The organism is Pseudomonas sputi, from assembly GCF_021603585.1.
In the GTDB taxonomy this organism is placed as follows: Bacteria; Pseudomonadota; Gammaproteobacteria; order Pseudomonadales; family Pseudomonadaceae; genus Aquipseudomonas; species Aquipseudomonas sputi.
This window is the reverse complement of the sequence record NZ_BQHI01000003.1, coordinates 405406-431214: the sequence shown is the minus strand read 5'-3', so window position 1 is coordinate 431214 and position 25809 is coordinate 405406. Positions and strand designations below refer to the sequence as shown.

Below are 25809 nucleotides of genomic sequence, written 5' to 3'. Positions count from 1 at the left end.
GCCCGTCAGCCCCCGGCTTGCCGCTCTTGCCGCCGTCGGCGCGATAGACCAGGCAGCCCTTGGACTTGCCACCCGCCCCCGGCTTGCCGCCTGGACCGGCCGGGCCACCGGCACCGCCGGCAACTTCGACCTTGATCAGTTCGGCCGGAAATTCGCGCGGCACTTCAAGACGCACCAGTGCGCCCGGTGCACCCGGCTGACCATCGCTACCGTTGCTGCCATCAAAACCGTGCCCTGCCTGACCCCAGGTGCAACCCGGCTCCTGGCCGTTGGCGCCATCGAGCCCGACAAAACCCGGCGCACCGGTGCCGCCACGGGCATCGACCACCAGCTTCGGCGCATTCAACGCCTTGAATTGCAGATTCAGATTGCGCCCGGCGCGGGCGGCTTTTTCGTACGTGCCCGGTGCGCCACGGGCGGTGATCTGGCTGCCTTCGGCGAGTTCGGCGCGGATGACTTTCATATCCAGCGCCTGTTCGCTTGGCACGATAGCAATGCGCGCTTCGTGGCCCAGCTGCAGTTCGCCGACATTGAGCTCGGTCACGTTCGAGGGAATCAGCAAGGTGCCGTAATCGGCGACCACCAGTTTTTCCAGCTGCAAAGTGCTGGCGGTGTTCGGCAAACGCATCAGGGAGTTGGTTTCGACGCTGACCACCTGGGCGCAGGCCAGAGGACTGATGAATGCAGCGAGCAGGCAGAGTTTACGCATGGGAAGCCTCCGGAGCGGCCGGGGCCGGGATGGTTTGCAGGTGGAATACGCCGAACAGCAGGATGCGGCCACGGTCACGCCAAGGGTGCGGACGCCCCTTGAGGCTGTGATTGCACAGCAGCACTTCGAGGACGTGGATCGCCAGCAGCAGGCCACCGGCCAGATTGACCAGCAGGTGCAGCGGATGAACAAACGGCACCAGCTGATTGGCCAGCACCACGCAACAGAACAGCAGGGTCAACAATCGCCCCAGCCCACAGAACACCTTCATACGCTCCCCCGTGTTGCGAATTATTCTTTGGGCGCACAGTAACGGCTTCTGCTGGGGATAAGCCAGAGGGAAAAATGAAAAAAACCGGACCACTGCCGGATGGCTGCCGGTTCGACGATGATCATCGACCGACAGCTCTAGCCTGAGGACTACAGACGCATCCTAACGATTGATGTGCAGTTCCACGCGACGGTTCTGCGCACGCCCCTCGTCCGTGTCGTTATCGGCGACCGGCTCGCTCTCGCCGCGCCCTTCACTGGTGAGTTTGTTCGGCGCCAGGCCCTGGCTCAGCAAATATTCCGCCACGCTGCTGGCGCGACGCTCAGAAAGCGCCTGGTTGTAGGCGTCCGAACCCTTGCTGTCGGTGTGGCCGATGACCTTGATGCTGACCACGTCGGCATTGCGCAGTTTGTCCATCAGCGTGTCCAGCTGGCTTTTCGCAGCCGGTTTCAGATCGGACTTGTCGAAATCGAACAGCACGTTGCCGGCATCATTGAGGGTGATGACTTCGGTTTGCGGGGCCGGTTCGGCGGGTTTCTCGGTGACCGGGTATTGCGGCAGCGGACAGCCACGGTGGTCGACCGGGGTGTTGGCCAGGGTATCGGGGCAACGGTCGCGGCGATCGAACACGCCGTCGTCGTCTTCATCGCCATCCTGGGCATAGCAGATCAATCCGCCGGTGAGGATCCCCAGCGCAGCGCCACCGCCGGCCCAACCGCTGCTTTCGAGCGCGCCGAGACCGCCGCCGACCAGTCCGCCAATAAGGCTGCAGATCGGCCAGGTACGTTGATTGAGGGGAGCGGTGCCATCGCTGTGGGTGGCGCAACCGGTCAACAGGCTGCCCAGCAGCAGAACCGGCAAGACGGACCTTGTAAGAACACTCATCGTTAAAGCTCCTGTGTCACCGGCCCATACCGGTTACACAGGAGTAAAGACCCGCATCCGCGACTGCACAAGCCGCGGATGCGAGGGGGCTAGCGGTTGATTTTGATTTCGGTACGACGGTTCAGCGCGCGACCGTCAGCCGTTTTGTTGTCTGCCACTGGCTGGCTTTCACCGGCACCGGTCACCGACACGAAGCTGCTTTGCGGTACGCCGCTTTCGACCAGGTACTTGACCACCGAGTGCGCACGGCGATCCGACAGTTTCTGGTTATAGGCATCGCTGCCGACGCTGTCGGTGTGGCCGGTCACGGTCAATTGCGCGGTACTGGATTCCTGTTTCAGGCGCGAAGCGACTTTATCCAGGACCATTTTGTCGGCCGGGGTCAGCGTGGCCTTGTCGAACTGGAAGTGAACATCGCGGATGACAATGGTTTCTTCCTTGACCACTACAGCTTCTTCGACCACTGGTGCAGGGGCTGGTGGAGGGCAGCCGTCGGCATCGACCTGTACGCCTTTAGGCGTGCCCGGGCACTTGTCGCGACTGTCCGGCACACCATCGCCGTCTTCGTCGCCATCACCGTGAACCCAGCAATAGGCCGCTGCCGTACCGCCGACGAGTAACGCGCCATACCCCGCCCATGCGGAGCTTTCGGTCGCACCGAGCCCCGCACCGACGACACCTCCGACTGCCGCACAGGTCGGCCAGTCGGTTTTCTGCAAACCTGCACAACCAGTCAACACACTGGTTAGCAGAACCAAGGGTAATGCTGTCCGAACTATGCTCATCTAGTTTTCTCCTGAGGGATCGGCTTAGAACCGATTCAGGGAGTAAAGACCGGAGTTTTAATCTCCGCCAGCAATAGGCCATTGCCGTTTGTGCACCTGTTCACGGGATTTCGAAGAATTTGCCGCAAACCCGCAGGACAGAGAGCTAGGCCTTGGCGTCCGGGCAGGCTAGTCTTGGCGCTCTGATTGAGGAGCTTCGATGAACGTCGCCATTTCTTCCCGCACGCCGCAGCAGGCATTGGCCGCCCTGCTCGACCGCTACGCCCCGGCACGTCTGCTGCTGATCGGCGCCAGCGAGTTCCCGGCGCTGGCTGCCTTTAAAGAAGCGCACCCGGACACCTGCGTTGCGCACGCCGCGCCCGGTGCGTTGCCGGCAGAATTGGCGGCGCGCCGTTTCGACCTGGCGCTGGTGGTCGATTGCCTGGAACATTTGCCCAAGCGTGACGGCCTGAATCTGTTGGGCGGCATCCGCAACCTCAACGCCAGCCGCATCGCGGTGCTGGCGGATCTGCCGGCCAGCGGCTGGCAGGAAACCGACTTTTACTCTCTGGCCCTGCAAGCCAGCGAACGCTTCGCCCGCGACGAACAGGTGCTGACCCTCTTCACCTACGATCTGCTTGACTACAAACAAGTCCCCGACTGGCTCAACTCGCGATTCTGGGCCAATCCGGAAAACTTCGGGAAATACTGGTGGTAATGCCATGAGTACAGCCATTTGCCCCTGCGGCAGCGGCAACCTGCTGGATGCCTGCTGCGGTCACTATCACGCCGGCCACCCGGCCCCGTGCGCCGAAGCCCTGATGCGCTCGCGCTACAGCGCCTATGTGCTGGGCCTGATCGATTATCTGGTGGCCACCACCCTGCCCGCCCAGCAAGCGGGGCTGGATCGCCAGTCGATCAGCGACTGGAGCGCCCAGAGCACCTGGCTCGGCCTGGACGTGGAAAGTTCGGAAGTGCTCGGTGGCCAGCCGGAACACGCGTTCGTCACCTTCACCGCACGCTGGCATGACGGTCAGGGCGAACACAGCCACCGCGAGCGCTCGTCATTCGTGCAGAACAGCGGACGCTGGTACTTCATCGACCCGACCGTGCAACTGAAGCTGGGCCGCAACGACGCCTGCCCGTGCGCCAGCGGCCAGAAGTTCAAGAAATGCTGTGCGGGGTATTTCGGCAGCGGAAGCTAGACTGGGCAGCAAAGGGAGTTAATCGATGCTCGGTCATTGGCGCACATTTCGGTTCTTCTCATTGCTCATGTTTCTCGGGCTCGGCGGTTGTGCGTCATGGTTCAGCGACGACGCCCGCGACCCCGCCGTGCACCTGGTGAACGTCGAAGTGGTGCGCGCCAAGCTGCTGGAACAGAAATTCATCCTGCACTTTCGCATCGACAACCCCAATGACAGTGACCTGACCGTGCGCGGCCTGGAATACCGCATACATCTCGCCGACCTACTGCTGGCCGAAGGCGAGCACGAACACTGGATCACCGTGAAGCCAAAGAGCAGTGCGTTTTACAAGGTGCCGATCCGTACCAACCTGTGGCCGAAGGTCAAAGAGGTGGTGAAAATGCTGAAAAACCCGAACCAGCAGATTCCCTATCGACTGGAGGGCGAGATGGAAACCGGTTTATTCATCGCTCACTACGTGCACCTGGCGCGCAATGGCGTGATAATCCCCGCCGATTTGATTACGGAGTGACCCCGATGACCCAGCAACCTCATGTCCATGGCCCTGACTGCAACCACGATCATGACCATCACCACCATGATCACGACCATGGCCATGTCCACGGCCCGAACTGCGGCCACGCCCACCAGGAGCCGGTGCGCAACGCCCTGAAAGACGTTGGCCGCAACGACCCTTGCCCATGCGGCAACGGCAAGAAATTCAAAAAGTGCCACGGCGCTTGATGTTTCGGGCAATTATTTTCTTCGCCTGAGACACCGCCTTCGCGAGCAAGCCCGCTCCCAGATTTGATTGCATTCCGTCAAAAGGAATACGGTCGAAAGTGGGAACGGGCTTGCTCGCGAAGGGACCGGCCCATTCACCGGAAGCTTTTCAGCCTGCCGCCAGAATCTGCCCGGTGCCGACCACCGTCGCATACTCCCCGTGCAGATTCCCCAGCGACATGGCATGCACCTCTTGCGCCGAACGCAACGTGCCAAAATAGTCGGCCTTGTCGAAGGTGAAGCACGCATCTTCCGCTACCCACGCCTCGAACCCCAGATTGCCCGCCGTGCGCGCCGTGGACTCCACCGAGTTGTTCGTCGCCACGCCGACAATGATCAACTGCCCGATCCCCGCCTCACGCAACCCCGCCTCAAGCCCCGTCGCACAAAACGCATCCGGCACCTGCTTCTGGATCAGCCATTCGCCGTCCTTCGGCAAAAACCTGTCCTGAAACTCCACCCCTTCCTGCTCCGGCCAGAACACCGAATCGGGTGAGCGCGACAGGTGCTGCACGTGGATCACCGGCCGCCCACTGCGCCGCCAAAAGCTCAGCAGCTCAAGGATCCGCTCTTCGGCCGACGGATTGTTCCGCCGCCCCAGACGCGATTCCAGAATGCCTTTTTGCTGGTCGATGACGATCAGTGCAGCGTTGGCCTTGAGCTCCATGGCGATTTTTCTCACGCGGGGTCATTGAATTTCCCGTACTTGAGCATCACCTCCTGTGACGAAGCAAGCTATCGAACGCACACAGGACAACCTGAAGCCGGCGTTTGCTGTCCGCACGTAAGCCATTTTCCTGATTTGGAGCTTTCCATGATCGACCTGTATTACTGGACCACGCCCAACGGCCACAAGATTTCCCTGTTCCTCGAAGAGGCGGGCCTGCGCTATGACGTACACCCGATCAACATCAGCCAGGGCGAGCAATTCCAGCCGCACTTTCTGAAAATCGCCCCGAACAACCGCATCCCGGCGATCGTCGATCATGAGCCGGCCGACGGCGGCGAGCCGTTGTCGCTGTTCGAGTCCGGCGCAATCTTGCTGTACCTCGCGGAAAAGACCGGCAAGTTCCTGCCCAAGGACCTGCGTGGCCGCCAGGTGGCGCTGCAATGGCTGTTCTGGCAAATGGGCGGGCTCGGGCCGATGGCCGGGCAGAACCATCACTTCAGCCAGTTCGCCCCGGAAAAAATCCCCTACGCGATCAAGCGCTACATCGATGAAACCGCGCGTCTGTACGGAGTGCTGGACAAGCAACTGGCCAACAACGAGTTCGTCGCCGGCAGCGAATACAGCATCGCCGACATGGCGATCTACCCGTGGATCGTCTCGCACAAATGGCAGAGCCAGAATCTGGACGACTTCCCGAATGTGCAGCGCTGGTTCAACCACATCAAGGATCGCCCGGCGACCGTGAAGGCCTACGCGCTGGTGCAGAAGATCAATCCGCCGAAGTCCTGACCGGCCTTGATCGTTCCCATGCAGAGGCGTCGAACCGTCCGCGTGGAAATGGGCCGCAGAGCGGCCCGGGCTGCATTGCCACGCAAAGCGTGGGAACGATCTGCGTGAGCGGGAAGAAATAACCGCTTGCCCCGCTTGCGCGGCCCCCTCCTGCTCACTAACGTAGCGGCTTTATTGCGCCCCCCAGCCTCTACACCCCCGCAGGAGCTTTGCCATGGCCTCGCCAGCCCTTTCACATTTTCTTCCCCGGTTCGGCGTTGCCGCAGCAGTGACCGGTGTTCTGAGCCTGACCGGTTGTCAGACCTGGAACGCCCAGGACACCCTCCCGCCGACCTCCGGTGTACAGCCGCTCAAGGGCCTGGCGCAGAACGTTTCGGTACGCCGCAATGCCATGGGCATGCCGCTGATCGAAAGCAACAGCTTCCACGACGCACTGTTCGCCCTTGGCTATGTGCACGCCAGCGACCGCATCAATCAGATGGTCACCCTGCGCCTGCTGGCTCAGGGCCGTCTGGCGGAAATGTCCGGCGCGTCGATGCTCGACGCCGACCGCTACATGCGCGCCGTCAACCTGAAGAAAAGCGCCGGTGAGCTGTACAAGGCTTCGTCGCCACGGCTCAAGCGCTTCTTCGAAGTCTATGCCCGGGGCGTCAACGCCTACCTGTTCCGCTACGCCGACAAACTGCCGGGGGATCTGGCCTCCAGCGGCTACAAGCCTGAATACTGGAAACCGGAAGATTCGGCGCTGATCTTCTGCCTGCTGAACTTCAGCCAGTCGGCCAACCTGCCGGAAGAAATCGCCTCGCTGCTGCTGGCGCAGACTGTCACCACCGACAAGCTCGCCTGGCTGACCCCTTCCGCCCCCGACGAAAACCTGCCGGTGGCCGAGGCCGACAAGCTGCAGGGCATCAAGCTCAACGGGCAGATTCCGGGGCTGACGGAACTGAGCAATGCCAGCGAACAACTGGCCGCCATCAACCTGCTGGGCACTCAGTCGTCGAACAACTGGGCCATCGCCCCGCAACGCAGCCGCAGCGGCAAGAGCCTGCTGGCCAGCGACAGCCATGGCCCGCTGGCCGCGCCGTCGCTGTGGAGTTTCGTGCAGATTCGCGCACCCAAATACCAGGCTGCCGGCGTGACCGTGGCCGGTCTGCCGATGGTGCTCGGCGGTTTCAACGGCAAGGTGGCGTGGAGCCTGACCAGCGTGCTCGGCGACAACCAGGACCTGTTCCTGGAAAAACTCCGTCGTCAGGGCAGCACGTTGTCCTACGAGGTCAACGGCAAATGGCAGCCACTGGGCGTGCGCAACGAGACCTACTTCGTCAAAGGCCAGCGGCCGATTCGCGAAGCGGTGTATGAAACCCGCCATGGCGCGCTGCTCAACAGTACGCAGGCCGCCGCTCAGGGCGCGGGTTTCGGCCTGGCCTTGCAGACGCCGAGCTTCACCGACGACAAATCCCTCGATGCGTTTTTCGATCTGAGCCGCGCCCAGAACGTGGAACGCGCCTCGGACGCCAGCCGGGAAATCCGCGCCATTGCGCTGAACCTGGTGTTCGCCGACGCCAGCAACATTGGCTGGCAAGTCACCGGTCGCTTCCCCAACCGCCGTGAAGGTGAAGGTTTGCTGCCGTCGCCGGGCTGGGAAGGTCGCTACGACTGGGACGGTTACGCCGACCCGATGCTGCACCCCTACGATCAGGATCCGGCCCAGGGCTGGCTCGGCACCGCCAACCAGCGGGTCATTCCCCATGGCTACGGCATGCAACTGTCCAATTCCTGGGCAGCGCCGGAACGTGGCGAGCGCCTGGCCGAACTGGCCGGCAGCGGCAAGCACGACGGTCGCAGCGTGATCGCCATGCAGTACGACCAGACCACCACCTTCGCCGCCAAACTGAAGAAAATGTTCGAAGCCCCGGGCATGGCGCAGCCGCTGAAACAGGCGATTGAAGCCCTGCCGGATGCCGAACGGGCCAAGGCCCGCGAAGCCTACACCCGCTTGATGGCCTTCGACGGCAAGCTCAGCCCGACGTCCGCCGACGCGGCGATCTACGAGCTGTTCCTGCAGGAAAGCATGAAGCAGATCTTCCTCGACGAGCTCGGCCCGCAAAGCAGCCCGGCGTGGAAAGCGTTTATCGCCAATGGCGATCTGTCCTACGCCGCCCAGGCCGATCACCTGCTGGGCCGCGAAGACAGTCCGTTCTGGGACGACGCCCGTACCTCGCAAAAAGAAGACAAACCGGCGATCCTCGCCCGCAGCCTGGCGGCTGCGATCAGTGCCGGCGACAGTCAACTGGGCGGCGACCGCCGGGCCTGGCAGTGGGGCAAGCTGCACCGCTACGAGTGGAAGAATGCCAGCGGTCAGACCGTTCGCGGCCCGTTCGCGGCGGGCGGCGACCACACCACTCTGAATACGGCGGCGTTTGCCTGGGGCCAGGATTTCAGCACCACACGTGCGCCGTCGATGCGTTTCATCGTCGACTTCGGTCAGAGCGAGCCGCTGATGGGCCAGAACGGTACAGGGCAATCCGGGAATCCGGTGAGCCCGAACTACCTGAACGGCATCGATCCGTGGCTCAAGGGCCAGTACATCGGCTTGCCGATGCAGCCGCAGAACTTTGATCGGGTGTATGGCAAGACGCGACTGACCCTTACCCCCGGCAAGTAATCCCCCCCCAGTTGATCGTTCCCACGTCGAGGCGTCGAACCGTCCGCGTGGGAACGATCATGCGACAGTTCAGAAAATCGATAGAACTTCTGACTTCGCGCCAACCTCATAGCTAACAAGTCCCTCCATTCCGGTAATGCCATGGACCTTGTTATCGCCCGCCCCGAAGGCCTCTACTGCCCTGCCGGGGACTTCTACATTGACCCGTGGCGGCCCGTCGAGCGCTCGGTGATCACCCATGCCCACGGCGACCATGCCCGTGGCGGCAATCAGCATTACCTGGCCGCCAGCGCCGGCGAAGGGATTCTGCGTGCGCGCCTGGGCCAGGACATCAACCTGCAAACCCTCGACTACGGCCAGCGCCTGACCCACCACGGCGTCACCCTGAGCTTTCATCCCGCCGGTCATGTACTCGGCTCGGCCCAAGTGCGGCTGGAGTACGGCGGCGAAGTCTGGGTCGCCTCCGGCGACTACAAGATCGAACCCGATGGCACCTGCGCGCCGTTCGAACCGGTGCGCTGCCACACCTTCATCACCGAATCGACCTTCGGCCTGCCGATTTACCGCTGGCAGCCGCAGGCGCAGGTGTTCGCCGAGATCAATCAGTGGTGGCAGGCCAACATCGAGGCCGGCAAGGCCAGCGTGCTGTTCTGCTATTCGTTCGGCAAGGCCCAGCGGATTCTCCACGGCATCGACGAAACCCTCGGGCCGATCCTCAGCCACGGTGCGGTCGAGCCGCTGAACCGTGTGTACCGCGAGGCCGGTGTCTACCTGCCGCCAACGATCTACGCCGGCGAGGTGGAAAAGAACGACCCGATGATGCGCCAGGCGCTGGTCATCGCCCCGCCCTCGGCCGGCGGCAGCAGTTGGATGCGCCGTTTCGGCGATTACAGCGACAGCTTCGCCAGCGGCTGGATGCGCCTGCGCGGCACCCGTCGGCGGCGCGGCGTGGATCGCGGCTTCGTGCTCTCGGATCACGCCGACTGGCCCGGTCTTTTATGGGCTATCGAACAGACCGGCGCCGAGCGGGTGATGGTCACCCACGGCTCGATTGGCGTGCTGGTGCGACATCTGCGCGAACAAGGTCTGGATGCACAAGGTTTCAACACCGAATACGGTGACGATGAAGAAGAGCTTTCCACCGCCACGCCCGCCGTTGCCGAGGTGCAACCATGAAAGACTTCGCCGGGTTGTATGCCGAACTCGACGCCACCACCTCCAGCAACGCCAAACTGGCGGCCATGCAAACCTACTTCGCCCAGGCGCAACCGCAGGATGCCGCGTGGGCGGTGTACTTCTTGTCCGGCGGGCGGCCTCGGCAACTGGTTCCGGTGAGAGTTCTGCGCGAGCTCGCGGTTGAAACGTCCGGGCTAGAGCCATGGCTGTTCGAGGAGAGCTATCAGGCGGTCGGCGATCTGGCGGAAACCATTTCGCTGGTGCTGCCGGAACATCCGCACACGTCCGAGGCCGGGCTTGCCGAATGGATCGAAGACAAACTGCTGCCCCTGCGCGGCGAAACCCCGGAATACCTCGCCCACCAATTGCCCGCTCTGTGGGCGCAACTGGATCGGCCGAGCGTGATGCTGTGCATCAAGTTGATCACCGGCAGTTTCCGGGTCGGCGTGTCCAAACTGTTGGTGACCCGCGCCCTGGCCGCCATGGCCGGGCTCGACAGCAAACGCGTGGCGCAACGACTGGTGGGCTACACCGACCTGTCCAACCGGCCGAACGCCGCCGCTTACCTGAAACTGATCGCCCCCGAATCCAGTGACGAACACGCCCAGCGCGGCGGCCAGCCCTACCCGTTCTTCCTCGCCCACGCGCTGGCGCAACCGGTGGAAACCTTCGACGCGTTGCTCGGGCCGGCCAGTAACTGGCAGGTGGAATGGAAGTGGGATGGCATTCGCGCGCAGGTGGTCAAGCGTGACGGGAAACTGTGGGTCTGGTCCCGGGGCGAAGAGCTGGTGACCGAGCGTTTTCCCGAATTCGACACGCTGCTGCACGGCTTGCCCGACGGTACGGTGATCGACGGCGAAATCGTGGTCTGGAAAAACCAGCGCCCGGTCACCGAAGACGCGTTCGATCCGCAGTCGACAGACGCCCCGGCGGTGCAACCCTTCGCGCTATTGCAGCAACGGATCGGTCGCAAGTCACTGGACCGCAAAATCCTCGAAGATGCGCCGGTGGTGGTACTCGCCTACGACCTGCTCGAATGGCAGGGCGAAGACTGGCGCAACCAGCCCCAGGCCAGGCGTCGTGAGCAACTGGAACAGGTCATCGCACGTTGCAACAACCCGGTGCTGCTGCCGTCGCCGATCCTGACGGGTGACGACTGGTTCGACCTCGCCCGCCAGCGCGAGGCCTCCCGGCGCCTGGGGGTCGAAGGCATGATGCTCAAGGCGAAGGATGCCATGTATGGCGTCGGCCGCACCAAGGACATGGGCGTGTGGTGGAAATGGAAGGTCGACCCGTTCAGCGTCGACGCGGTGTTGATTTACGCCCAGCGCGGTCACGGTCGGCGTGCCAGTCTTTACAGCGATTACACCTTTGCGGTGTGGGACGGCCCGCCCGGTTCCAGTGCCCGGGCGCTGGTGCCCTTCGCCAAGGCCTATTCCGGGCTGACCGATGCGCAAATGCGCGAAGTCGACAGCATCGTGCGCAAGACCACCGTGGAAAAATTCGGCCCGGTCAGTAGCGTGACGCCAAGTCTGGTGTTCGAACTGGGCTTCGAAGGCATCGCCCTCTCCCGCCGACACAAGAGCGGCATCGCCGTACGCTTCCCGCGCATGTTGCGCTGGCGCCAGGACAAGACCATCGAAGAGGCCGACAGCCTGGCGACCTTGCAGAACCTGTTGGTCTGACCCCTTCCCCCACGCCTCCCCGAGCATTCCCACGCGCAGCGTGGGAACGATCATTCTTGCCCCACGAACGATCCCCCGAACCATCCTGGTGCAGCTTTTCCGGCGCGCCCGTTTTCGTGCACTGACCGGCCCCGGCATGCACTTCCTACACCTTTTAAAACACTTGTTCGGGACTCTGGTTCGGAAATTGCTACTTTCTATAAGTCGTAAGCGCTCCAGTAACAATCATTCCGCGCCACAAGCGCTCATATTGGTTCTTAGGGATTGAATAATGAAAAAAGCATTGCTGACCCTTTCTGCACTGGCGTTGTGCATGGCCGCCGGCTCCGCGCTGGCCAAGGAATACAAAGAACTGCGGTTTGGCGTTGACCCTTCCTACGCACCGTTCGAGTCGAAAGCGGCAGACGGTAGCCTGGTTGGCTTCGACATTGACTTGGGCAACGCGATCTGCGCCGAGCTGAAGGTCAAGTGCAAATGGGTCGAAAGCGACTTCGACGGCATGATTCCGGGCCTCAAGGCCAATAAATTCGACGGCGTGATCTCGTCGATGACCGTCACCGAAGCCCGCGAAAAAGTCATCGACTTCTCCAGCGAGCTGTTTTCCGGCCCGACCGCCTACGTGTCGAAAAAAGGCTCGGGCATCACCGACGACGTCGCCTCGCTGAAGGGCAAAACCGTCGGCTACGAGCAAGGCACCATTCAAGAGGCCTATGCCAAAGCCGTGCTGGACAAGGCCGGCGTGAAAACCCAGGCCTATCAGAATCAGGACCAGGTGTATTCCGACCTGACTTCCGGCCGTCTCGACGCAGGCATTCAGGACATGTTGCAGGCCGAACTGGGCTTTCTGAAGTCGCCACAGGGCGCCGACTATGAAGTCAGCAAGCCAGTCGACAACCACTTGCTGCCATCCAAGACGGCTGTCGGTATTAAGAAAGGTAACACCGAGCTGAAAGCGCTTTTGGATAAAGGTATCAAAGCGTTACACGATGACGGCAAATACGCCGAGATTCAAAAGAAACACTTTGGCGATCTGAATCTGTACAGCGGCAAATAATGCCCCGGCGCCCATCCTCGATGGGCGCCTTTTTCATTCAGTCAGGTTGCTGATTTATGTTCGAAAACCTCTTACAAAATCTGGGGCTCTCCGCCTTCAGCCTCAAGGGTTTTGGCCCTTTGCTGTTGGAAGGCACCTGGATGACCATCAAATTGTCGGCGTTGTCGCTGCTGGTGGCCGTGTTGCTCGGCCTGCTCGGCGCCAGTGCCAAGCTGTCAAAAGTCAAACTGCTGCGCCTGCCCGCCCAGATCTACACCACGCTGATTCGCGGGGTGCCGGACCTGGTGCTGATGCTGCTGATCTTCTACAGCCTGCAAACCTGGCTGACGACGCTCACCGACTACCTGGAATGGGAATACATCGAGATCGACCCGTTCAGCGCCGGGGTTCTGACCCTGGGCTTCATTTATGGCGCGTACTTCACTGAAACCTTTCGCGGGGCGATTCTTGCCGTGCCGCGCGGGCAGGTCGAAGCCGCCACCGCCTATGGCCTCAAGCGCGGCCAGCGCTTTCGCTTCGTGGTGTTCCCGCAAATGATGCGTTTCGCCCTGCCGGGCATCGGCAACAACTGGATGGTGATGCTCAAGGCCACCGCGCTGGTCTCGATCATCGGCCTGGCCGATCTGGTCAAGGCCGCGCAGGACGCCGGTAAAAGCACCTATCAACTGTTTTACTTTCTGGTGCTCGCCGCGTTGATTTACCTGCTGATCACCAGTGCCTCGAACATCATCCTGCGCTGGCTCGAACGCCGCTACGCCGCCGGTGCCCGGGAGGCCGTACGATGATCGAACTCCTGCAGGAATACTGGAAAGCCTTTCTGTATACCGACGGCCAGAACATCACCGGTCTGGCGATGACGATGTGGCTGCTCAGCGCCTCGATCTTCATCGGTTTCATCGTGTCGATTCCGCTGTCGATCGCCCGGGTCTCGCCGCACTTCTACATTCGCTGGCCGGTGCAGTTCTACACCTACCTGTTCCGTGGCACGCCGCTCTATATCCAGCTGCTGATCTGCTACACCGGGATCTACAGCCTGGAGGCCGTGCGCGCGCAACCGCTGCTCGACAGTTTCTTTCGCGATGCGATGAACTGCACGATCCTGGCTTTCGCCCTCAACACCTGCGCCTACACCACGGAGATTTTCGCCGGGGCGATCCGCAGCATGAACCACGGCGAAGTCGAAGCGGCCAAGGCCTACGGGCTGACCGGCTGGAAGCTGTATGCCTACGTGATCATGCCGTCGGCGCTGCGCCGTTCGTTGCCTTACTACAGCAACGAAGTGATCCTGATGCTGCATTCGACCACCGTGGCCTTCACCGCGACCATCCCCGACATCCTGAAAGTCGCGCGGGACGCCAACTCGGCGACCTTCCTGACTTTCCAGTCGTTCGGCATCGCCGCGCTGATCTACCTGACCATCACCTTTGCGCTGGTCGGCCTGTTCCGTCTCGCCGAACGCCGATGGCTGGCGTTCCTCGGCCCGACCCACTAGGACCCTTCAGAGATGCGTCATCAGATACACGACCTGCTGGCCCCGCTGCCGGGGACCGCACGACAGATCCACAGCTTTCATTTCGGCCCGGACAAGGCCCAGGGCAAGGTCTATATCCAGTCCTCGCTGCACGCCGACGAACTGCCCGGCATGCTCGTGGCCTGGCACCTCAAGCAGCGTCTGGCGGAGCTGGAAGCCGCCGGCCGCCTGCGCAGCGAAATCGTCTTGGTGCCGGTGGCCAACCCGGTCGGCCTCGAACAGGTGCTGATGGATGTGCCGCTGGGCCGCTACGAGCTGGAGAGCGGACAGAACTTCAACCGCTGGTTCGTCGACCTCAGCGAGGAAATCGGTAACGAAATCGAAGCGCAGCTGTGCGACGACCCGCAGCGCAACCTCGAACTGATCCGCGCCAGCCTGCGCAACGCCCTCGCCCGCCAGACCGCCGGCACCCAACTGCAATCCCAGCGCCTGACCCTGCAACGGCTGGCCTGCGATGCGGACATGGTGCTCGACCTGCATTGCGATTTCGAATCCGTGGTTCACCTGTACACCACGCCCGAGGCCTGGCCGCAGGTCGAGCCGCTGGCGCGCTACATTGAGTCACAGGCGAGTCTGCTGGCCACCGACTCCGGCGGCCAGTCGTTCGACGAGTGTTTCACCCTGCTGTGGTGGCAACTGAAGGAGCGCTTCGGCGAACACTTCGAGATTCCGCTCGGCAGTTTCTCGGTCACCGTCGAGTTGCGCGGTCAGGGGGATGTCACCCATCCGCTGGCCAGTCGCGATTGCCAGGCACTGATCGATTACCTGATCCATTTCGGTGCCATCGTCGGCGAACCCAAAGCCTTGCCGACGCTGCCACGTCCCGCCACACCGCTGGCCGGCGTGGAACCGGTGGCCACTCCCGTCGGCGGCCTGCTGGTCTACACCGCCACGCCCGGCCAGCTTCTTGAGGCCGGGCAGAAAATTGCCGAAATCATCGACCCGATCACTGACCGGGTCACGCCAGTCCATTGCACCGCTTCCGGTCTGCTCTATGCCCGCTCGTTGCGGCGCATGGCCACGGCCGGCATGGTGATCGCCCACGTCGCGGGCGCCGAAGCCTATCGCAGCGGCTATCTACTTTCGCCTTGAGGATGCCTGCCCCATGTACAAATTGACCGTTGAAGGCCTGCACAAAAGCTATGGCGACCATCAGGTGCTCAAGGGCGTCTCGCTCAAGGCCAGGACCGGCGACGTGATCAGCCTGATCGGCGCCAGCGGCTCGGGCAAAAGCACCTTTTTGCGCTGCATCAACTTTCTCGAACAACCCAACGACGGCGCGATGAGCCTCGATGGCCAGGCGATCCGCATGGCCACCGACCGCCACGGCATGCACGTCGCCGACCCCAATGAACTGCAACGCCTGCGCACCCGCCTGGCGATGGTGTTCCAGCACTTCAACCTGTGGAGCCACATGACCGTGCTGGAAAACATCACCATGGCCCCACGCCGGGTGCTGGGTTGCAGTAAACAGGAAGCCGACGACCGCGCCCGGCGTTATCTGGAAAAGGTCGGTCTGCCGACACGGGTGGCCGATCAGTACCCGGCGTTTCTCTCCGGCGGTCAGCAACAGCGCGTGGCCATCGCCCGGGCCCTGGCGATGGAGCCGGAAGTCCTGCTGTTCGACGAACCGACTTCGGCGCTGGACCCGGAACTGGTCGGCGAAGTGCTCAAGGTGATTCAGGGCCTGGCCGAGGAAGGCCGGACCATGATCATGGTCACTCACGAGATGAGTTTTGCGCGCAAGGTCTCAAGCCAGGTGCTGTTCCTGCATCAGGGGCTGGTGGAGGAAGAAGGCGCGCCGGAAGAGGTGCTGGGCAATCCGAAGAGCGAACGCCTGAAGCAATTTCTCAGCGGTAATCTCAAGTAAAACTATTGCCCGGCCGGCGCGGTCATTGAAGGAACACCTTCAGAGCACACGTCGCCGGCATGGGCACTTCCACCGACTTCGCCAAACACTGGTTCAGCGCCCGCGACTGGAAGCCGTTCGCCTTTCAGAAACAGGTGTGGGCGGCGGCCAAACGTGGCGAATCCGGCCTGCTGCATGCGAGCACCGGCGCCGGCAAAACCTACGCGGTGTGGTTTGCCGCGCTCAATCGCTTTGCCCGCTCCGGGCCTGTTGCTGAAACCACCCGCAAACGCAAACCACCCGCCGAACCGCTGACTGTCTTGTGGATCACGCCGATGCGAGCGCTGGCCGCCGACACCGCGCGCGCCCTGCAAGCGCCGCTGGACGATCTGCAGATTCCCTGGAGCGTCGGCTTGCGCACCGGCGACACCGGCAGCAGCGAACGCGCCCGCCAGAACCGGCGCCTGCCCACCACACTGATCACCACCCCGGAGAGCCTGACCCTGATGCTTGCCCGCGCCGACGCGCAAACGGCGCTGTCGACGCTGCGCATGGTCGTGGTGGACGAATGGCACGAATTGCTCGGCAACAAGCGCGGCGTGCAATTGCAACTGGCCCTCGCCCGGTTGCGCCGCTGGCATCCGGGGCTGATCGTCTGGGGCGTTTCCGCGACGCTCGGCAATCAGTCCCACGCCGAACAGGTGCTGATCCCACAGGGCGGTGGCCTCAGTATTCAGGGGCAAAGCGAAAAATCGCTCAAGGTCGATAGCTTGCTCCCACCGGCCATCGAGCGTTTTCCCTGGGCCGGGCACATCGGTCTGAAGATGTTGCCGCAGGTGGTCGCCGAACTGGACGCCTGCGCCAGCAGCCTGGTGTTCACCAATACCCGGGCGCAATCGGAAATCTGGTATCAGGCCTTGCTGGAAGCGCGGCCGGACTGGGCCGGGTTGATCGCCCTGCACCACAGTTCGCTGTCCCGTGACACCCGCGACTGGGTGGAACAGGCCCTGAAGAACGGTCAACTCAAAGCCGTGGTCTGCACTTCAAGTCTGGATCTGGGGGTGGACTTTCTGCCGGTGGAGCGAGTGCTGCAGATTGGCTCGGCCAAAGGCGTGGCGCGGTTGATGCAGCGTGCGGGGCGTTCGGGCCATGCTCCAGGCAGAACGTCGCGGGTGACCCTGGTGCCGACCCACAGCCTGGAACTGATCGAAGCCGCAGCCGCTCGCGATGCCGTGGCACAGCGGCGGATCGAACCGCGACGGTCACCGCACAAACCGCTGGATGTGCTGGTGCAGCATTTGGTCAGCATCGCCTTGGGCGGTGGCTTTGTTCCCGATGAGCTGTACGAAGAAGTCCGTGGCGCCTGGGCCTACCGCGACCTGACACCCGCCGAATGGGCCTGGGCGCTGGCCTTCGTACGCCACGGCGGGATGTCGCTGACGGCGTACCCGGATTACCGCCGGGTCGAGCCGGATGAACACGGCATCTGGCGCGTCCCCGATGCCCGACTGGCACGTCGCCATCGGATGAGCATCGGCACCATCGTCAGCGATGCCAGCATTCACCTGAAGTTCTGGAGCAAGGGCGGTGGCGGCAAACAACTGGGCAGCGTTGAAGAAGGCTTTATCGCACGCCTCAAACCCGGCGACGGGTTTCTGTTTGGCGGGCGCTTGCTGGAGTTGGTGCGGGTGGAAAACATGACCGCTTACGTCAAACGCAGCACCGCGAAAAAACCCGCCGTGCCGCGCTGGAATGGCGGGCGCATGCCACTTTCCAACGAATTGGCCGAAGCCGTGGTCAGCCGCTTCAACGCGGCGGCACAAGGCGAGTTTGCCGGCCCGGAAATGCAGGCCTTGCAGCCGTTGCTGGAAACGCAGATGCGCTGGTCAGGCCTGCCGACCGCCAACAATCTGCTGGCCGAAGAGCTGAAATCCCGCGAAGGCTGGCACCTTTTCCTCTACCCGTTTGCCGGACGTCAGGTGCATCTGGGGCTGGCCAGTCTGCTGGCGTGGCGGGTCAGTCAGCGCGTGCCTGTGACCTTCTCGATTGCGGTCAACGATTACGGACTGGAATTGCTCAGCGCCACGCCCATCGACTGGTCCTGGCAACTGGATCGCGCCCTGCTCAGCCCCGAGGGTTTGTTGAGGGACGTGCTGGCCAGCCTCAACGCGGGCGAACTGGCGCTGCGACGCTTTCGGGAAATCGCGCGGATTGCCGGACTGGTGTTCGCCGGCTACCCCGGCGCGCCGAAAAGTACCCGTCAGGTCCAGGCTTCCAGCGGGCTGTTCTTCGAAGTGTTCAAACAATACGACGCCGACAACCTGCTGCTGGCGCAGGCCGGGGAAGAAGTCTTACGGGAAGAACTGGATATTCGACGACTGGAACAGACACTGGAGCGAATCAACCGGATGAAACTCGATATGCACCTGATCAAACGTCCGACACCGCTCGGCTTTCCACTGCTGGTGGAACGCATGCGCGAAAGCATGAGCTCGGAAAAACTCGCTGACCGCATCCGGCGTATGGTCGGCGATCTGGAGAACACCGCTGACAAGGGCCAATCCTGATGAACGCGCCCTATCCCGTACGTCTGGCGGGCGAAGAACTCTGGTTGCTGCCGGAAAAGGCGCTGTACTGGCCAGCGCAACAGGCGCTGCTGATGGCCGATGTGCATTTCGGCAAGGCTGCCGCTTATCGCCGACTGGGCCAGCCGGTACCGCAGGGCACCACGACGAGCAACATCGCCGCGATCGACCAACTGCTGGCAAAGCTGCCATGTCGGCAACTGATCTTTCTGGGGGATTTCCTGCACGGGCCCGGCTCCCACGCACCCGGCACCTTACAGGCACTGGCACAGTGGCGGGCGCGTCATGCCGACCTGCCGATGACATTGATTCGCGGCAATCACGACCAGCGGGCGGGCGATCCACCGGGAGCGCTGAACATTCGCGTGGTGCCGGAACCCTTGCTGCTCGGGCCCTTCTCGCTGCAACACGAGCCCGATCCACACCCTGAAAGGCACGTCCTGGCAGGCCACGTTCACCCGGTTTATCGATTGATCGGCAAGGGGCGCCAGCGTTTGCGGCTGGCGTGTTTCAGGCTGGGAGAACACGTCAGCCTGTTGCCGGCGTTCGGGGCCTTCACCGGTGGTTTTCCAGTGGAGAAGGAAGACAGCTGTCGGATCTTTGTCATTGGCGACAACGAAATATGGCCCGTCGGCTGAGATCCTCTTAAGGATTCAGCCGACGGGCCATACGTTCAATCAAGCGACGGGCGCAGGGGGCGGTTTGTCCGGCAAGGTCGGTTCGCCGGGCTCGCTCGGTTCTTCGTTGGGGGTATCGGGATCGGGCTGGTGAGGGATTCCGCCGGCCGTGGTGATGGGTGGGTGTGCCAACAACGACCAGGCCATTACGCCAACCTGATTGGGCTCGAGCCTTGCCAGTTCGGCAGTGATTTGCGGATCGATCTTCATGGAGCACTCCTCGGCGAAGGCCCGTCCCGCTGTTCGCGAAACGGGCAGTACACTTCATAGAGTGTCTACCCGCCGAAGAATTCCCGGTAACTGTCGGATGAACGGATCAGGTGCGTGGCAGGGTCACGCCACGCTGGCCCTGGTACTTGCCGGCACGGTCCTTGTAGGAGACTTCGCATTCTTCGTCGGATTCGAGGAACAGCATCTGCGCCACGCCTTCGTTGGCGTAGATCTTCGCCGGCAGGTTGGTGGTGTTGGAGAACTCCAGGGTCACCTGGCCTTCCCACTCGGGTTCCAGCGGGGTGACGTTGACGATGATGCCGCAACGGGCGTAAGTGCTCTTGCCCAGGCAGATGGTCAGGACGTTGCGTGGAATACGGAAGTATTCAACGGTCGTGGCCAGGGCGAAGGAGTTCGGCGGAATGATGCAGACGTCGCTGTGGACGTCGACGAAGCTGCCGGCGTCGAAGTTTTTCGGATCGACGATGGCCGAGTTGATGTTGGTGAACACCTTGAAATGATTGGTGCAACGCACATCGTAACCGTAGCTCGACACACCGTAGGAGATCACCCGGCTGTCGTCGCTGCCACGTACCTGGCGCTCGACGAACGGCTCGATCATGCCGTGTTCCTGCGCCATGCGGCGAATCCACTTGTCCGATTTGATGCTCATGGCGGGTGTCCTGAATAGCGAGGTGGAAAAAATCTGTCCGGCATCTTACCGGGCGCGCCGCCGGGTTCAAAGTCCGGGGTGCAATTCTCGCCGAACGTGCAGGAATTACGCGGCCTGGCGACGAACCGTCACACCGTCGATCCCTAAAACAGAGAAACCTTCGCAAGAAGCATTGGCACGTTCCGGAAAAAGGGTTAAGGTGGCGCCACTGTGCTGCTTGTGTCACTGAGAATCTCTACACGATATGTTGAATTTCGATCCAACCATCTACAAGAATTTTTCCTGCTCTTTGCACTCAGTCTCGGCCAGGGTTCTTCCTGAGTCGCAGTTATCTTTGTTCAAGGAGTTACACCATGTCTAATCGCCAAACCGGTACCGTTAAGTGGTTCAACGATGAAAAAGGCTTCGGCTTCATCACCCCACAATCCGGTGACGACCTGTTCGTTCACTTCAAAGCTATCCAATCCGACGGCTTCAAAAGCCTGAAAGAAGGCCAACAGGTTTCTTTCATCGCAACCCGCGGTCAGAAAGGCATGCAAGCTGAAGAAGTACAAGTTATCTAACTTGTAGCTTCTTTAGTAAAAGGCCCCGCCCTCAAAAGCGGGGCTTTTTTATGGGCGTCTGTTTTTCCAGGCGCAAAAAAAGATCGCAGCCTGCGAAGGCTGCGATCTTTTGCGTTACTTACCAGGCAACGCCGAAGCCGGCGGTGTAGCGGGTCTTGCTCAGGTCCGCGTCCTCGGTGCCGCTGATGATGTCGCGTTCAGCCTTGAGGTTGAGCGAGGCCCAGTCGGTGACCTTGTAGCGCAGGCCCATTTCCGCATCCAGCGCGTAATCGGCAACGCCGGACAGCGGCTTGCCGACTTCGCCATTGGTGAAGAACTCGACCTTCTTGCCGATCAGGTAGCGGTTGTAGTCCCACTTCATGGCGACCGAATAGAAGTTGTCCTTGCTGCCATCGCGGTACTGGTAGTCGGTGCGGTTGAGCAGCGAACCCAGTGAGAATGCCCCCAGCTCATCATCCCAGAACTGGTAGCCCGGACCGGTACCGACCACCCGCTGACGGGCCAGTTCTTCAATGTGGTCACGCTTGTAGTTCAGGCGCCCCTGCCAGAACCACTTGTCTGTCAGGAATCGGTCGAGGGCATATTCGGCCCGCCAGTTGTCGGTGGTGGTCACGTCGTCCTGCACTTCGCGGTTGTACTCGCCCTCGGCGGTGTGGCGCCAGCGACCGTGACGGGCAGACGTCTTGAAGCCGATGTCGTAATCGTCGGTGTCCTTCTCCGCACGCTGATAATCCAGCGCCAGATCGACGTTGCCCTTCCAGACCAGATCCTCGACCACCGGTTTGGGCTTGAGAATCTGCTGAATGCTCGCCAGTTCCACGGTTTTCGGCGCCTCGCCGTTGGCCAGGGTGACCTTGCCGTCTTCGGCGGCGCTCAGCGACTTGGCCTTCTCGCCGTTGTAGGCGTCCTGTTTGACCAGCAACTCCTGATCGCTTTCCAGGGTCTTGACCTGCTTCCAGTCGATGGTGACTGCCCCGGCGTACTGGGTCTGGACCAGCAATTTGCCGCCATCGAACAGCGTGATTTTACCGCTCAGCTTGTCACCGTTCTTCAACCAGACGGTGTCGGCAAGCAAAGGTGTGGACGCACTGAAAACAGCAAGGCACAGCAGGGTTCTGGACAACATAAGCGAATCGAAGACTCAAGTTTGCGAAAAAAAGGTCGGCATTATCCGTAGGAATAATTCCCTGACAAGGAGTGACCCGGCTATTTCTGTTGAGTTCATTTCTCAATTGCCCTCCCACCGATTACGCTTAAAGACATAACGCGATCAAGTTCAGGAACCGCGCACGTGACAGACCCGATGCATGCCTGCGAAAACGATCCGCAAATCCGACGCACGGCACTCTATTCAACCCTCGCCCAAGTGCCCGAGGGCAAAGTCGTCAGCTATGGTCAGTTGGCCGAGCTGGCGGGGTTGGGGCGCGCCGCCCGCTGGGTCGGCCGGACCCTCAGCCAATTGCCCGGCGATACCAAACTGCCCTGGCACCGCGTGCTCGGCGCCGGCGGTCGGATCAGCCTGCCGGCGGGCAGCCCGTCCGGAGACGAACAGCGGGCGCGACTGCGCATGGAGGGCATCACCGTCCTGAACAATCGTGTGGATATTCGGCGCCATGGCTGGCGTCCGGTAGAGCACAGCGGTTAGAGTGCGCGCTTTGTTTTCGCAATCTTGAGGCAGACTTCAGCCCATGCCCCGTAAAACCTGGCGCGCCGCGCTCGCCGCCTATGCCAGTCCTTCGACGCTCGTGCTGTTGTTGCTGGGTTTCGCCGCCGGCCTGCCGTACATGCTGGTGTTCTCGACACTTTCGGTCTGGCTGCGTGAAGCCGGAGTGGCCCGCGAGACGATCGGCTACGCCAGCCTGATCGGCCTGGCCTACGCCTTCAAATGGGTCTGGTCGCCCCTGCTCGACCAATGGCGCCTGCCGTTGCTGGGCAAGCTGGGTCGCCGCCGTTCGTGGCTGGTGCTCTCACAGACGCTGGTAATCCTCGGCCTGATCGGCATGGGCTTTTGCGATCCGCAGAAACACCTGTCCTGGCTGATCGCCATCGCCGTGGTCGTGGCGTTCGCCTCTGCCACTCAGGATATAGCGGTCGACGCCTATCGCCTGGAAATCGCCGAGGACAGCCGTCAGGCCGCGCTGGCCGCCAGCTACATGTCCGGCTATCGGATCGCCGCCCTGCTCGCGACCGCGGGTGCACTGTTCTTCGCCGAGGGCTTCGGCTCTACAGGCTTCAAGTACCAGCATTCGGCCTGGACCGGCACCTACGTGCTGTTCGGTGCCCTGATGGTGCCTGCCCTGCTCACCACCCTGCTGATGCGCGAGCCCCCCGTACCGTTACGCACCCAGTTGCAGGCCGGGCGTTACACCTTCATGCATCAGCTGATGTCGGTGTTCGTGCTGATCATTTTGCTGGTATCTGTGCCGGCGATGTTCACCCAGCTCTACAACACCGATTTCGCCAGCGTGCTGTTTGGCGACATGAGCCCGCTGGACCTGCTGCTGGAAGACCGAGCGTTCCTGCGGGCGATTCTCTACACCACGCTGACCTGCCTGTGCCTCTCGGCCATGGGCCGTCGCGGTCTGGCGCCGGTGCTGACGCCGGTCAACGACTTCATCCTGCGCTACCGCTGGCAGGCGTTGCTGTTGCTGGGCTTGATCGCCACCTATCGGATGTCCGACACGGTGATGGGCGTAATGGCCAACGTGTTCTACATCGACCAGGGCTTTACCAAGGACCAGATCGCCAGCGTCAGCAAGATCTTCGGCCTGATCATGACCCTCGTTGGCGCCGGCATGGGCGGCCTGCTGATCGTGCGCTTCGGCATCCTGCCGATCCTGTTCATCGGCGGTGCCGCGTCGGCAGGTACCAACCTGCTGTTCCTGATGCTGGCCGACATGGGCGCTAACCTGCAGATGCTGGTGGTCACGATTTCTCTCGACAACTTCAGCTCCGGCCTGGCCACCTCGGCGTTCGTCGCCTACCTGTCGAGCCTGACCAACCTGAAGTTCTCCGCTACCCAGTACGCCCTGCTCAGCTCGATCATGCTCCTGCTGCCCCGCCTGATCGGCGGCTACTCCGGGGTGATGGTGGAGAAGTTCGGTTATCACAACTTCTTCCTGATCACCGCGCTGCTCGGCGTCCCGACCCTGGTGCTGATCGCCCTGCACTGGTTCCAGGAAAGCCGCCGCGAAGGCCCGACGCCGACACCGGAACCTGCCCCGACCTCCGTCGTGGAAGAATCGTAAGACATCTCGCACCCGGCGAGAGGGTTTGCGCCGGGGCTGCACTTCTGTACGTCGGCGGATCTCGCCGTTACACTGCTCCGTCATTTCCAGTCATAGCAACCGACAACGGCCAACCATGCGCACCAGTCAATTTTTGCTCGCCACACAGAAAGAAACGCCTTCCGACGCGGTCGTGATCAGCCACCAGCTGATGCTGCGCGCCGGCATGATCCGCAAACTTGCCTCGGGCCTGTACACCTGGCTGCCGATGGGCTTGCGAGTGATGCGCAAGGTGGAAGCCATCGTTCGCGAAGAAATGGACGCCGCCGGCTCTCTGGAAGTGTTGATGCCGAGCACCCAACCGGCCGAGCTGTGGCAGGAGTCGGGGCGCTGGGAAGAATACGGCCCTGAGCTGCTGCGCATCAAAGACCGCCACGGTCGTGATTTCTGCGCGGGCCCGACCCACGAAGAAGTGATCACCGATCTGATGCGCAACGAGTTGAGCAGCTACAAACAGCTGCCGATCAACCTGTACCAGATCCAGACCAAATTCCGTGACGAAATCCGTCCACGCTTCGGCCTGATGCGCGGTCGCGAATTCATCATGAAGGACTCCTACTCGTTCCATGCGGATCAGGCGTCGCTGCAGATCACCTATGACCGCATGCACGAAGCGTACTGCAACATCTTCACCCGCCTGGGCCTGAAATTCCGCCCGGTGGAAGCCGACAACGGTTCGATCGGTGGCGCCGGTTCCCACGAGTTCCACGTGCTGGCCGAGTCCGGCGAAGACGATATCGTCTTCAGCAACGGCTCCGACTACGCAGCGAACATCGAGAAAGCTGAAGCCGTGCCGCGTGAAACCTCGCGCGCCGCTCCAAGCGAAGCGCTGCGTCTGGTCGATACGCCAGACACCAAGACCATCGCGGCCCTGGTGGAGAAATTCGGTCTGCCGATCGAAAAGACCATCAAGACCCTGATCGTGCACGCCGAAGAAGAAGGCAAGCTGATCGCCCTGATCATTCGCGGCGACCACGAGTTGAACGAAATCAAGGCTGCCAACCAGCCAGGTGTTGCCAGCCCGCTGGTCATGGCCTCCGATGCCGAACTGCGTGACGCCATTGGCGCCGGCGCCGGTTCCCTCGGCCCGCTGAACCTGCCGCTGCCAATCATCATCGACCGTTCGGTCGAGCTGATGAGCGACTTCGCCATCGGTGCCAACATCGACGACAAGCACTACTTTGGCGTGAACTGGGAGCGTGATCTGCCGGTTCCGACAGTAGCCGACCTGCGCAACGTGGTGGCCGGCGACCCGAGCCCGGACGGCAAGGGCACCCTGGAAATCAAGCGCGGCATCGAAGTCGGGCACATCTTCCAGCTGGGCAACAAGTACAGCAAGGCGATGAAGTGCGAAGTGCTGGGCGAGAACGGCAAGCCGGTGACCCTGGAAATGGGTTGCTACGGTATCGGCGTGTCCCGCGTGGTGGCTGCCGCCATCGAGCAGAACAACGATGAGAACGGCATCATCTGGAGCGACGCCCTGGCACCGTTCCAGATCGCTCTGGTGCCACTGCGCTATGAAACCGATCTGGTGCGTGAAGCCACCGACAAGCTGTACGCGGAACTGACCGCGGCCGGCTTCGAAGTGCTGCTGGACGACCGCGACAAGAAAACCAGCCCGGGCATCAAGTTCGCGGACATGGAGCTGATCGGCATTCCGCACCGGATCGTGGTCAGCGACCGCGGCCTCGCCGAAGGCAACCTGGAATACAAGAGCCGTACCGAAGGCCAGGCGCAAGCGCTGCCGGTTGCCGACGTGCTGTCCTTCCTTCAGGCCCGTATCCGCCGCTGAAACCAGA

The 25809-nt window shown here is 61.9% G+C and carries 27 protein-coding genes; 19 read left to right on the top strand and 8 right to left on the bottom strand.

The genetic code is table 11. The features are described from left to right. From L6D81_RS06930 to L6D81_RS06915, 4 genes are all read right to left on the bottom strand, one after another. Window positions 1-709, bottom strand: a 709-nt coding sequence (locus tag L6D81_RS06930; RefSeq protein ID WP_236178418.1) for a collagen-like triple helix repeat-containing protein, incomplete at its 3' end; no start/stop codon positions are given. After that, entirely contained in the window at window positions 702-980 is a 279-nt protein-coding gene (locus L6D81_RS06925; protein WP_236178417.1) for a DUF1145 domain-containing protein, read from the bottom strand. The genes L6D81_RS06925 and L6D81_RS06930, both read right to left, overlap by 8 nt. Before the next feature lie 162 nt (window positions 981-1142). Continuing rightward, the gene (locus L6D81_RS06920; RefSeq protein ID WP_236178416.1) at window positions 1143-1865 is read right to left on the bottom strand and encodes a PA1041 family peptidoglycan-binding anchor lipoprotein; all 723 of its coding nucleotides are present in this window, start codon (window positions 1863-1865) and stop codon (window positions 1143-1145) included. Window positions 1866-1954: 89 nt separating this feature from the next. Next, window positions 1955-2650, bottom strand: coding sequence for a PA1041 family peptidoglycan-binding anchor lipoprotein (locus L6D81_RS06915; protein ID WP_236178415.1), 696 nt, complete (start codon window positions 2648-2650; stop codon window positions 1955-1957). A gap of 199 nt (window positions 2651-2849) precedes the next feature. Here L6D81_RS06915 and L6D81_RS06910 point away from each other — a divergent pair, with 199 nt between their 5' ends. The 4 genes from L6D81_RS06910 to L6D81_RS06895 are packed head-to-tail and all read left to right on the top strand — an operon-like array spanning window position 2850 to window position 4557. After that, complete coding sequence (locus L6D81_RS06910) at window positions 2850-3347, top strand: DUF6231 family protein (RefSeq protein WP_011332778.1); 498 nt, start codon at window positions 2850-2852, stop codon at window positions 3345-3347. Window positions 3348-3351: 4 nt separating this feature from the next. After that, window positions 3352-3834: a YchJ family protein gene (locus L6D81_RS06905; RefSeq protein WP_236178414.1), complete on the top strand. Its 483-nt coding sequence runs from the start codon at window positions 3352-3354 to the stop codon at window positions 3832-3834. 25 nt (window positions 3835-3859) lie between these two features. Next, on the top strand, window positions 3860-4345 hold the full coding sequence (locus L6D81_RS06900) for an LEA/WHy family protein (RefSeq protein WP_236178413.1): 486 nt from the start codon (window positions 3860-3862) through the stop codon (window positions 4343-4345). Between the two features lie 5 nt (window positions 4346-4350). Continuing rightward, entirely contained in the window at window positions 4351-4557 is a 207-nt protein-coding gene (locus L6D81_RS06895) for an SEC-C metal-binding domain-containing protein (protein ID WP_007955014.1), read from the top strand. Window positions 4558-4705: 148 nt separating this feature from the next. Here L6D81_RS06895 and L6D81_RS06890 read toward each other — a convergent pair whose 3' ends face one another. Next, complete coding sequence (locus L6D81_RS06890; RefSeq protein ID WP_236178422.1) at window positions 4706-5263, bottom strand: cysteine hydrolase family protein; 558 nt, start codon at window positions 5261-5263, stop codon at window positions 4706-4708. A gap of 147 nt (window positions 5264-5410) precedes the next feature. Between L6D81_RS06890 and L6D81_RS06885 the strand changes: the two genes are divergently transcribed. From L6D81_RS06885 to pdeM, 11 genes are all read left to right on the top strand, one after another. After that, window positions 5411-6055 (top strand): glutathione binding-like protein, encoded by a 645-nt coding sequence (locus L6D81_RS06885; protein ID WP_236178412.1) that lies wholly within the window; start codon window positions 5411-5413, stop codon window positions 6053-6055. Between the two features lie 214 nt (window positions 6056-6269). Next, window positions 6270-8720, top strand: coding sequence for a penicillin acylase family protein (locus L6D81_RS06880; RefSeq protein WP_236178411.1), 2451 nt, complete (start codon window positions 6270-6272; stop codon window positions 8718-8720). 141 nt (window positions 8721-8861) lie between these two features. Then, window positions 8862-9896: a ligase-associated DNA damage response exonuclease gene (locus L6D81_RS06875; RefSeq protein ID WP_236178410.1), complete on the top strand. Its 1035-nt coding sequence runs from the start codon at window positions 8862-8864 to the stop codon at window positions 9894-9896. Further along, window positions 9893-11581 carry an ATP-dependent DNA ligase gene (locus tag L6D81_RS06870; RefSeq protein ID WP_236178409.1) on the top strand — a complete coding sequence of 563 codons (1689 nt, stop codon included), beginning with the start codon at window positions 9893-9895 and terminating at the stop codon, window positions 11579-11581. The genes L6D81_RS06875 and L6D81_RS06870 overlap by 4 nt, the downstream gene beginning before the upstream one ends. 271 nt (window positions 11582-11852) lie before the next feature. Then, on the top strand, window positions 11853-12635 hold the full coding sequence (locus tag L6D81_RS06865; protein WP_236178408.1) for a transporter substrate-binding domain-containing protein: 783 nt from the start codon (window positions 11853-11855) through the stop codon (window positions 12633-12635). A 56-nt stretch (window positions 12636-12691) separates the two neighbouring features. After that, a complete protein-coding gene (locus L6D81_RS06860; protein WP_236178407.1) occupies window positions 12692-13420 on the top strand; it encodes an ABC transporter permease in 729 nt (242 codons plus the stop codon). After that, window positions 13417-14127 (top strand): ABC transporter permease, encoded by a 711-nt coding sequence (locus L6D81_RS06855; protein WP_236178406.1) that lies wholly within the window; start codon window positions 13417-13419, stop codon window positions 14125-14127. The genes L6D81_RS06860 and L6D81_RS06855 overlap by 4 nt, the downstream gene beginning before the upstream one ends. A gap of 12 nt (window positions 14128-14139) precedes the next feature. Further along, entirely contained in the window at window positions 14140-15258 is a 1119-nt protein-coding gene (locus tag L6D81_RS06850; RefSeq protein WP_236178405.1) for a succinylglutamate desuccinylase/aspartoacylase family protein, read from the top strand. 13 nt (window positions 15259-15271) lie between these two features. Continuing rightward, entirely contained in the window at window positions 15272-16036 is a 765-nt protein-coding gene (locus L6D81_RS06845; protein WP_236178404.1) for an ABC transporter ATP-binding protein, read from the top strand. A 59-nt stretch (window positions 16037-16095) separates the two neighbouring features. Next, complete coding sequence (locus L6D81_RS06840) at window positions 16096-18582, top strand: ligase-associated DNA damage response DEXH box helicase (RefSeq protein ID WP_236178403.1); 2487 nt, start codon at window positions 16096-16098, stop codon at window positions 18580-18582. Continuing rightward, window positions 18582-19238 carry a ligase-associated DNA damage response endonuclease PdeM gene (pdeM, locus tag L6D81_RS06835; RefSeq protein ID WP_236178402.1) on the top strand — a complete coding sequence of 219 codons (657 nt, stop codon included), beginning with the start codon at window positions 18582-18584 and terminating at the stop codon, window positions 19236-19238. Before L6D81_RS06840 ends, pdeM begins: the two co-directional genes overlap by 1 nt. Before the next feature lie 39 nt (window positions 19239-19277). On the opposite strand, the gene L6D81_RS06830 is transcribed toward pdeM, so the two are convergent. Both L6D81_RS06830 and dcd read right to left on the bottom strand, forming a co-directional pair. Further along, window positions 19278-19487: a hypothetical protein gene (locus L6D81_RS06830; protein WP_236178401.1), complete on the bottom strand. Its 210-nt coding sequence runs from the start codon at window positions 19485-19487 to the stop codon at window positions 19278-19280. 106 nt (window positions 19488-19593) lie between these two features. Further along, on the bottom strand, window positions 19594-20160 hold the full coding sequence (gene dcd / locus L6D81_RS06825; RefSeq protein WP_007954988.1) for a dCTP deaminase: 567 nt from the start codon (window positions 20158-20160) through the stop codon (window positions 19594-19596). A 353-nt stretch (window positions 20161-20513) separates the two neighbouring features. Here dcd and L6D81_RS06820 point away from each other — a divergent pair, with 353 nt between their 5' ends. Next, window positions 20514-20723 (top strand): cold-shock protein, encoded by a 210-nt coding sequence (locus tag L6D81_RS06820; protein ID WP_002554837.1) that lies wholly within the window; start codon window positions 20514-20516, stop codon window positions 20721-20723. A gap of 118 nt (window positions 20724-20841) precedes the next feature. Here L6D81_RS06820 and L6D81_RS06815 read toward each other — a convergent pair whose 3' ends face one another. Then, window positions 20842-21849: a DUF481 domain-containing protein gene (locus L6D81_RS06815; RefSeq protein WP_007954986.1), complete on the bottom strand. Its 1008-nt coding sequence runs from the start codon at window positions 21847-21849 to the stop codon at window positions 20842-20844. A gap of 177 nt (window positions 21850-22026) precedes the next feature. On the opposite strand from L6D81_RS06815, the gene L6D81_RS06810 reads away from it, so the two are divergent. From L6D81_RS06810 to L6D81_RS06800, 3 genes are all read left to right on the top strand, one after another. Beyond that, complete coding sequence (locus tag L6D81_RS06810; RefSeq protein ID WP_011332761.1) at window positions 22027-22368, top strand: MGMT family protein; 342 nt, start codon at window positions 22027-22029, stop codon at window positions 22366-22368. Between the two features lie 43 nt (window positions 22369-22411). Continuing rightward, entirely contained in the window at window positions 22412-23971 is a 1560-nt protein-coding gene (locus L6D81_RS06805) for an AmpG family muropeptide MFS transporter (protein ID WP_236178400.1), read from the top strand. 115 nt (window positions 23972-24086) lie between these two features. Next, the gene (locus L6D81_RS06800) at window positions 24087-25802 is read left to right on the top strand and encodes a proline--tRNA ligase (RefSeq protein WP_236178399.1); all 1716 of its coding nucleotides are present in this window, start codon (window positions 24087-24089) and stop codon (window positions 25800-25802) included. The last annotated feature ends 7 nt before the right edge of the window (window positions 25803-25809 follow it).

What these genes read in the sequence shown, in the direction of transcription:
- L6D81_RS06855 (WP_236178406.1), top strand. Translation starts at nt 13,417, where the DNA reads ATGATCGAACTCCTGCAGGAATACTGGAAAGCCTTTCTGTATACCGAC.
- L6D81_RS06875 (WP_236178410.1), top strand. Translation starts at nt 8,862, where the DNA reads ATGGACCTTGTTATCGCCCGCCCCGAAGGCCTCTACTGCCCTGCCGGG.
- L6D81_RS06895 (WP_007955014.1), top strand. Translation starts at nt 4,351, where the DNA reads ATGACCCAGCAACCTCATGTCCATGGCCCTGACTGCAACCACGATCAT.
- L6D81_RS06910 (WP_011332778.1), top strand. Translation starts at nt 2,850, where the DNA reads ATGAACGTCGCCATTTCTTCCCGCACGCCGCAGCAGGCATTGGCCGCC.
- L6D81_RS06810 (WP_011332761.1), top strand. Translation starts at nt 22,027, where the DNA reads ATGCATGCCTGCGAAAACGATCCGCAAATCCGACGCACGGCACTCTAT.
- L6D81_RS06925 (WP_236178417.1), bottom strand. Translation starts at nt 980, where the DNA reads ATGAAGGTGTTCTGTGGGCTGGGGCGATTGTTGACCCTGCTGTTCTGT.
- L6D81_RS06865 (WP_236178408.1), top strand. Translation starts at nt 11,853, where the DNA reads ATGAAAAAAGCATTGCTGACCCTTTCTGCACTGGCGTTGTGCATGGCC.
- L6D81_RS06820 (WP_002554837.1), top strand. Translation starts at nt 20,514, where the DNA reads ATGTCTAATCGCCAAACCGGTACCGTTAAGTGGTTCAACGATGAAAAA.
- L6D81_RS06880 (WP_236178411.1), top strand. Translation starts at nt 6,270, where the DNA reads ATGGCCTCGCCAGCCCTTTCACATTTTCTTCCCCGGTTCGGCGTTGCC.
- dcd (WP_007954988.1), bottom strand. Translation starts at nt 20,160, where the DNA reads ATGAGCATCAAATCGGACAAGTGGATTCGCCGCATGGCGCAGGAACAC.
- L6D81_RS06815 (WP_007954986.1), bottom strand. Translation starts at nt 21,849, where the DNA reads ATGTTGTCCAGAACCCTGCTGTGCCTTGCTGTTTTCAGTGCGTCCACA.
- L6D81_RS06850 (WP_236178405.1), top strand. Translation starts at nt 14,140, where the DNA reads ATGCGTCATCAGATACACGACCTGCTGGCCCCGCTGCCGGGGACCGCA.
- L6D81_RS06800 (WP_236178399.1), top strand. Translation starts at nt 24,087, where the DNA reads ATGCGCACCAGTCAATTTTTGCTCGCCACACAGAAAGAAACGCCTTCC.
- L6D81_RS06845 (WP_236178404.1), top strand. Translation starts at nt 15,272, where the DNA reads ATGTACAAATTGACCGTTGAAGGCCTGCACAAAAGCTATGGCGACCAT.
- L6D81_RS06830 (WP_236178401.1), bottom strand. Translation starts at nt 19,487, where the DNA reads ATGAAGATCGATCCGCAAATCACTGCCGAACTGGCAAGGCTCGAGCCC.
- L6D81_RS06905 (WP_236178414.1), top strand. Translation starts at nt 3,352, where the DNA reads ATGAGTACAGCCATTTGCCCCTGCGGCAGCGGCAACCTGCTGGATGCC.
- L6D81_RS06860 (WP_236178407.1), top strand. Translation starts at nt 12,692, where the DNA reads ATGTTCGAAAACCTCTTACAAAATCTGGGGCTCTCCGCCTTCAGCCTC.
- L6D81_RS06840 (WP_236178403.1), top strand. Translation starts at nt 16,096, where the DNA reads ATGGGCACTTCCACCGACTTCGCCAAACACTGGTTCAGCGCCCGCGAC.
- L6D81_RS06885 (WP_236178412.1), top strand. Translation starts at nt 5,411, where the DNA reads ATGATCGACCTGTATTACTGGACCACGCCCAACGGCCACAAGATTTCC.
- L6D81_RS06915 (WP_236178415.1), bottom strand. Translation starts at nt 2,650, where the DNA reads ATGAGCATAGTTCGGACAGCATTACCCTTGGTTCTGCTAACCAGTGTG.
- L6D81_RS06890 (WP_236178422.1), bottom strand. Translation starts at nt 5,263, where the DNA reads ATGGAGCTCAAGGCCAACGCTGCACTGATCGTCATCGACCAGCAAAAA.
- L6D81_RS06805 (WP_236178400.1), top strand. Translation starts at nt 22,412, where the DNA reads ATGCCCCGTAAAACCTGGCGCGCCGCGCTCGCCGCCTATGCCAGTCCT.
- L6D81_RS06900 (WP_236178413.1), top strand. Translation starts at nt 3,860, where the DNA reads ATGCTCGGTCATTGGCGCACATTTCGGTTCTTCTCATTGCTCATGTTT.
- L6D81_RS06870 (WP_236178409.1), top strand. Translation starts at nt 9,893, where the DNA reads ATGAAAGACTTCGCCGGGTTGTATGCCGAACTCGACGCCACCACCTCC.
- L6D81_RS06920 (WP_236178416.1), bottom strand. Translation starts at nt 1,865, where the DNA reads ATGAGTGTTCTTACAAGGTCCGTCTTGCCGGTTCTGCTGCTGGGCAGC.
- pdeM (WP_236178402.1), top strand. Translation starts at nt 18,582, where the DNA reads ATGAACGCGCCCTATCCCGTACGTCTGGCGGGCGAAGAACTCTGGTTG.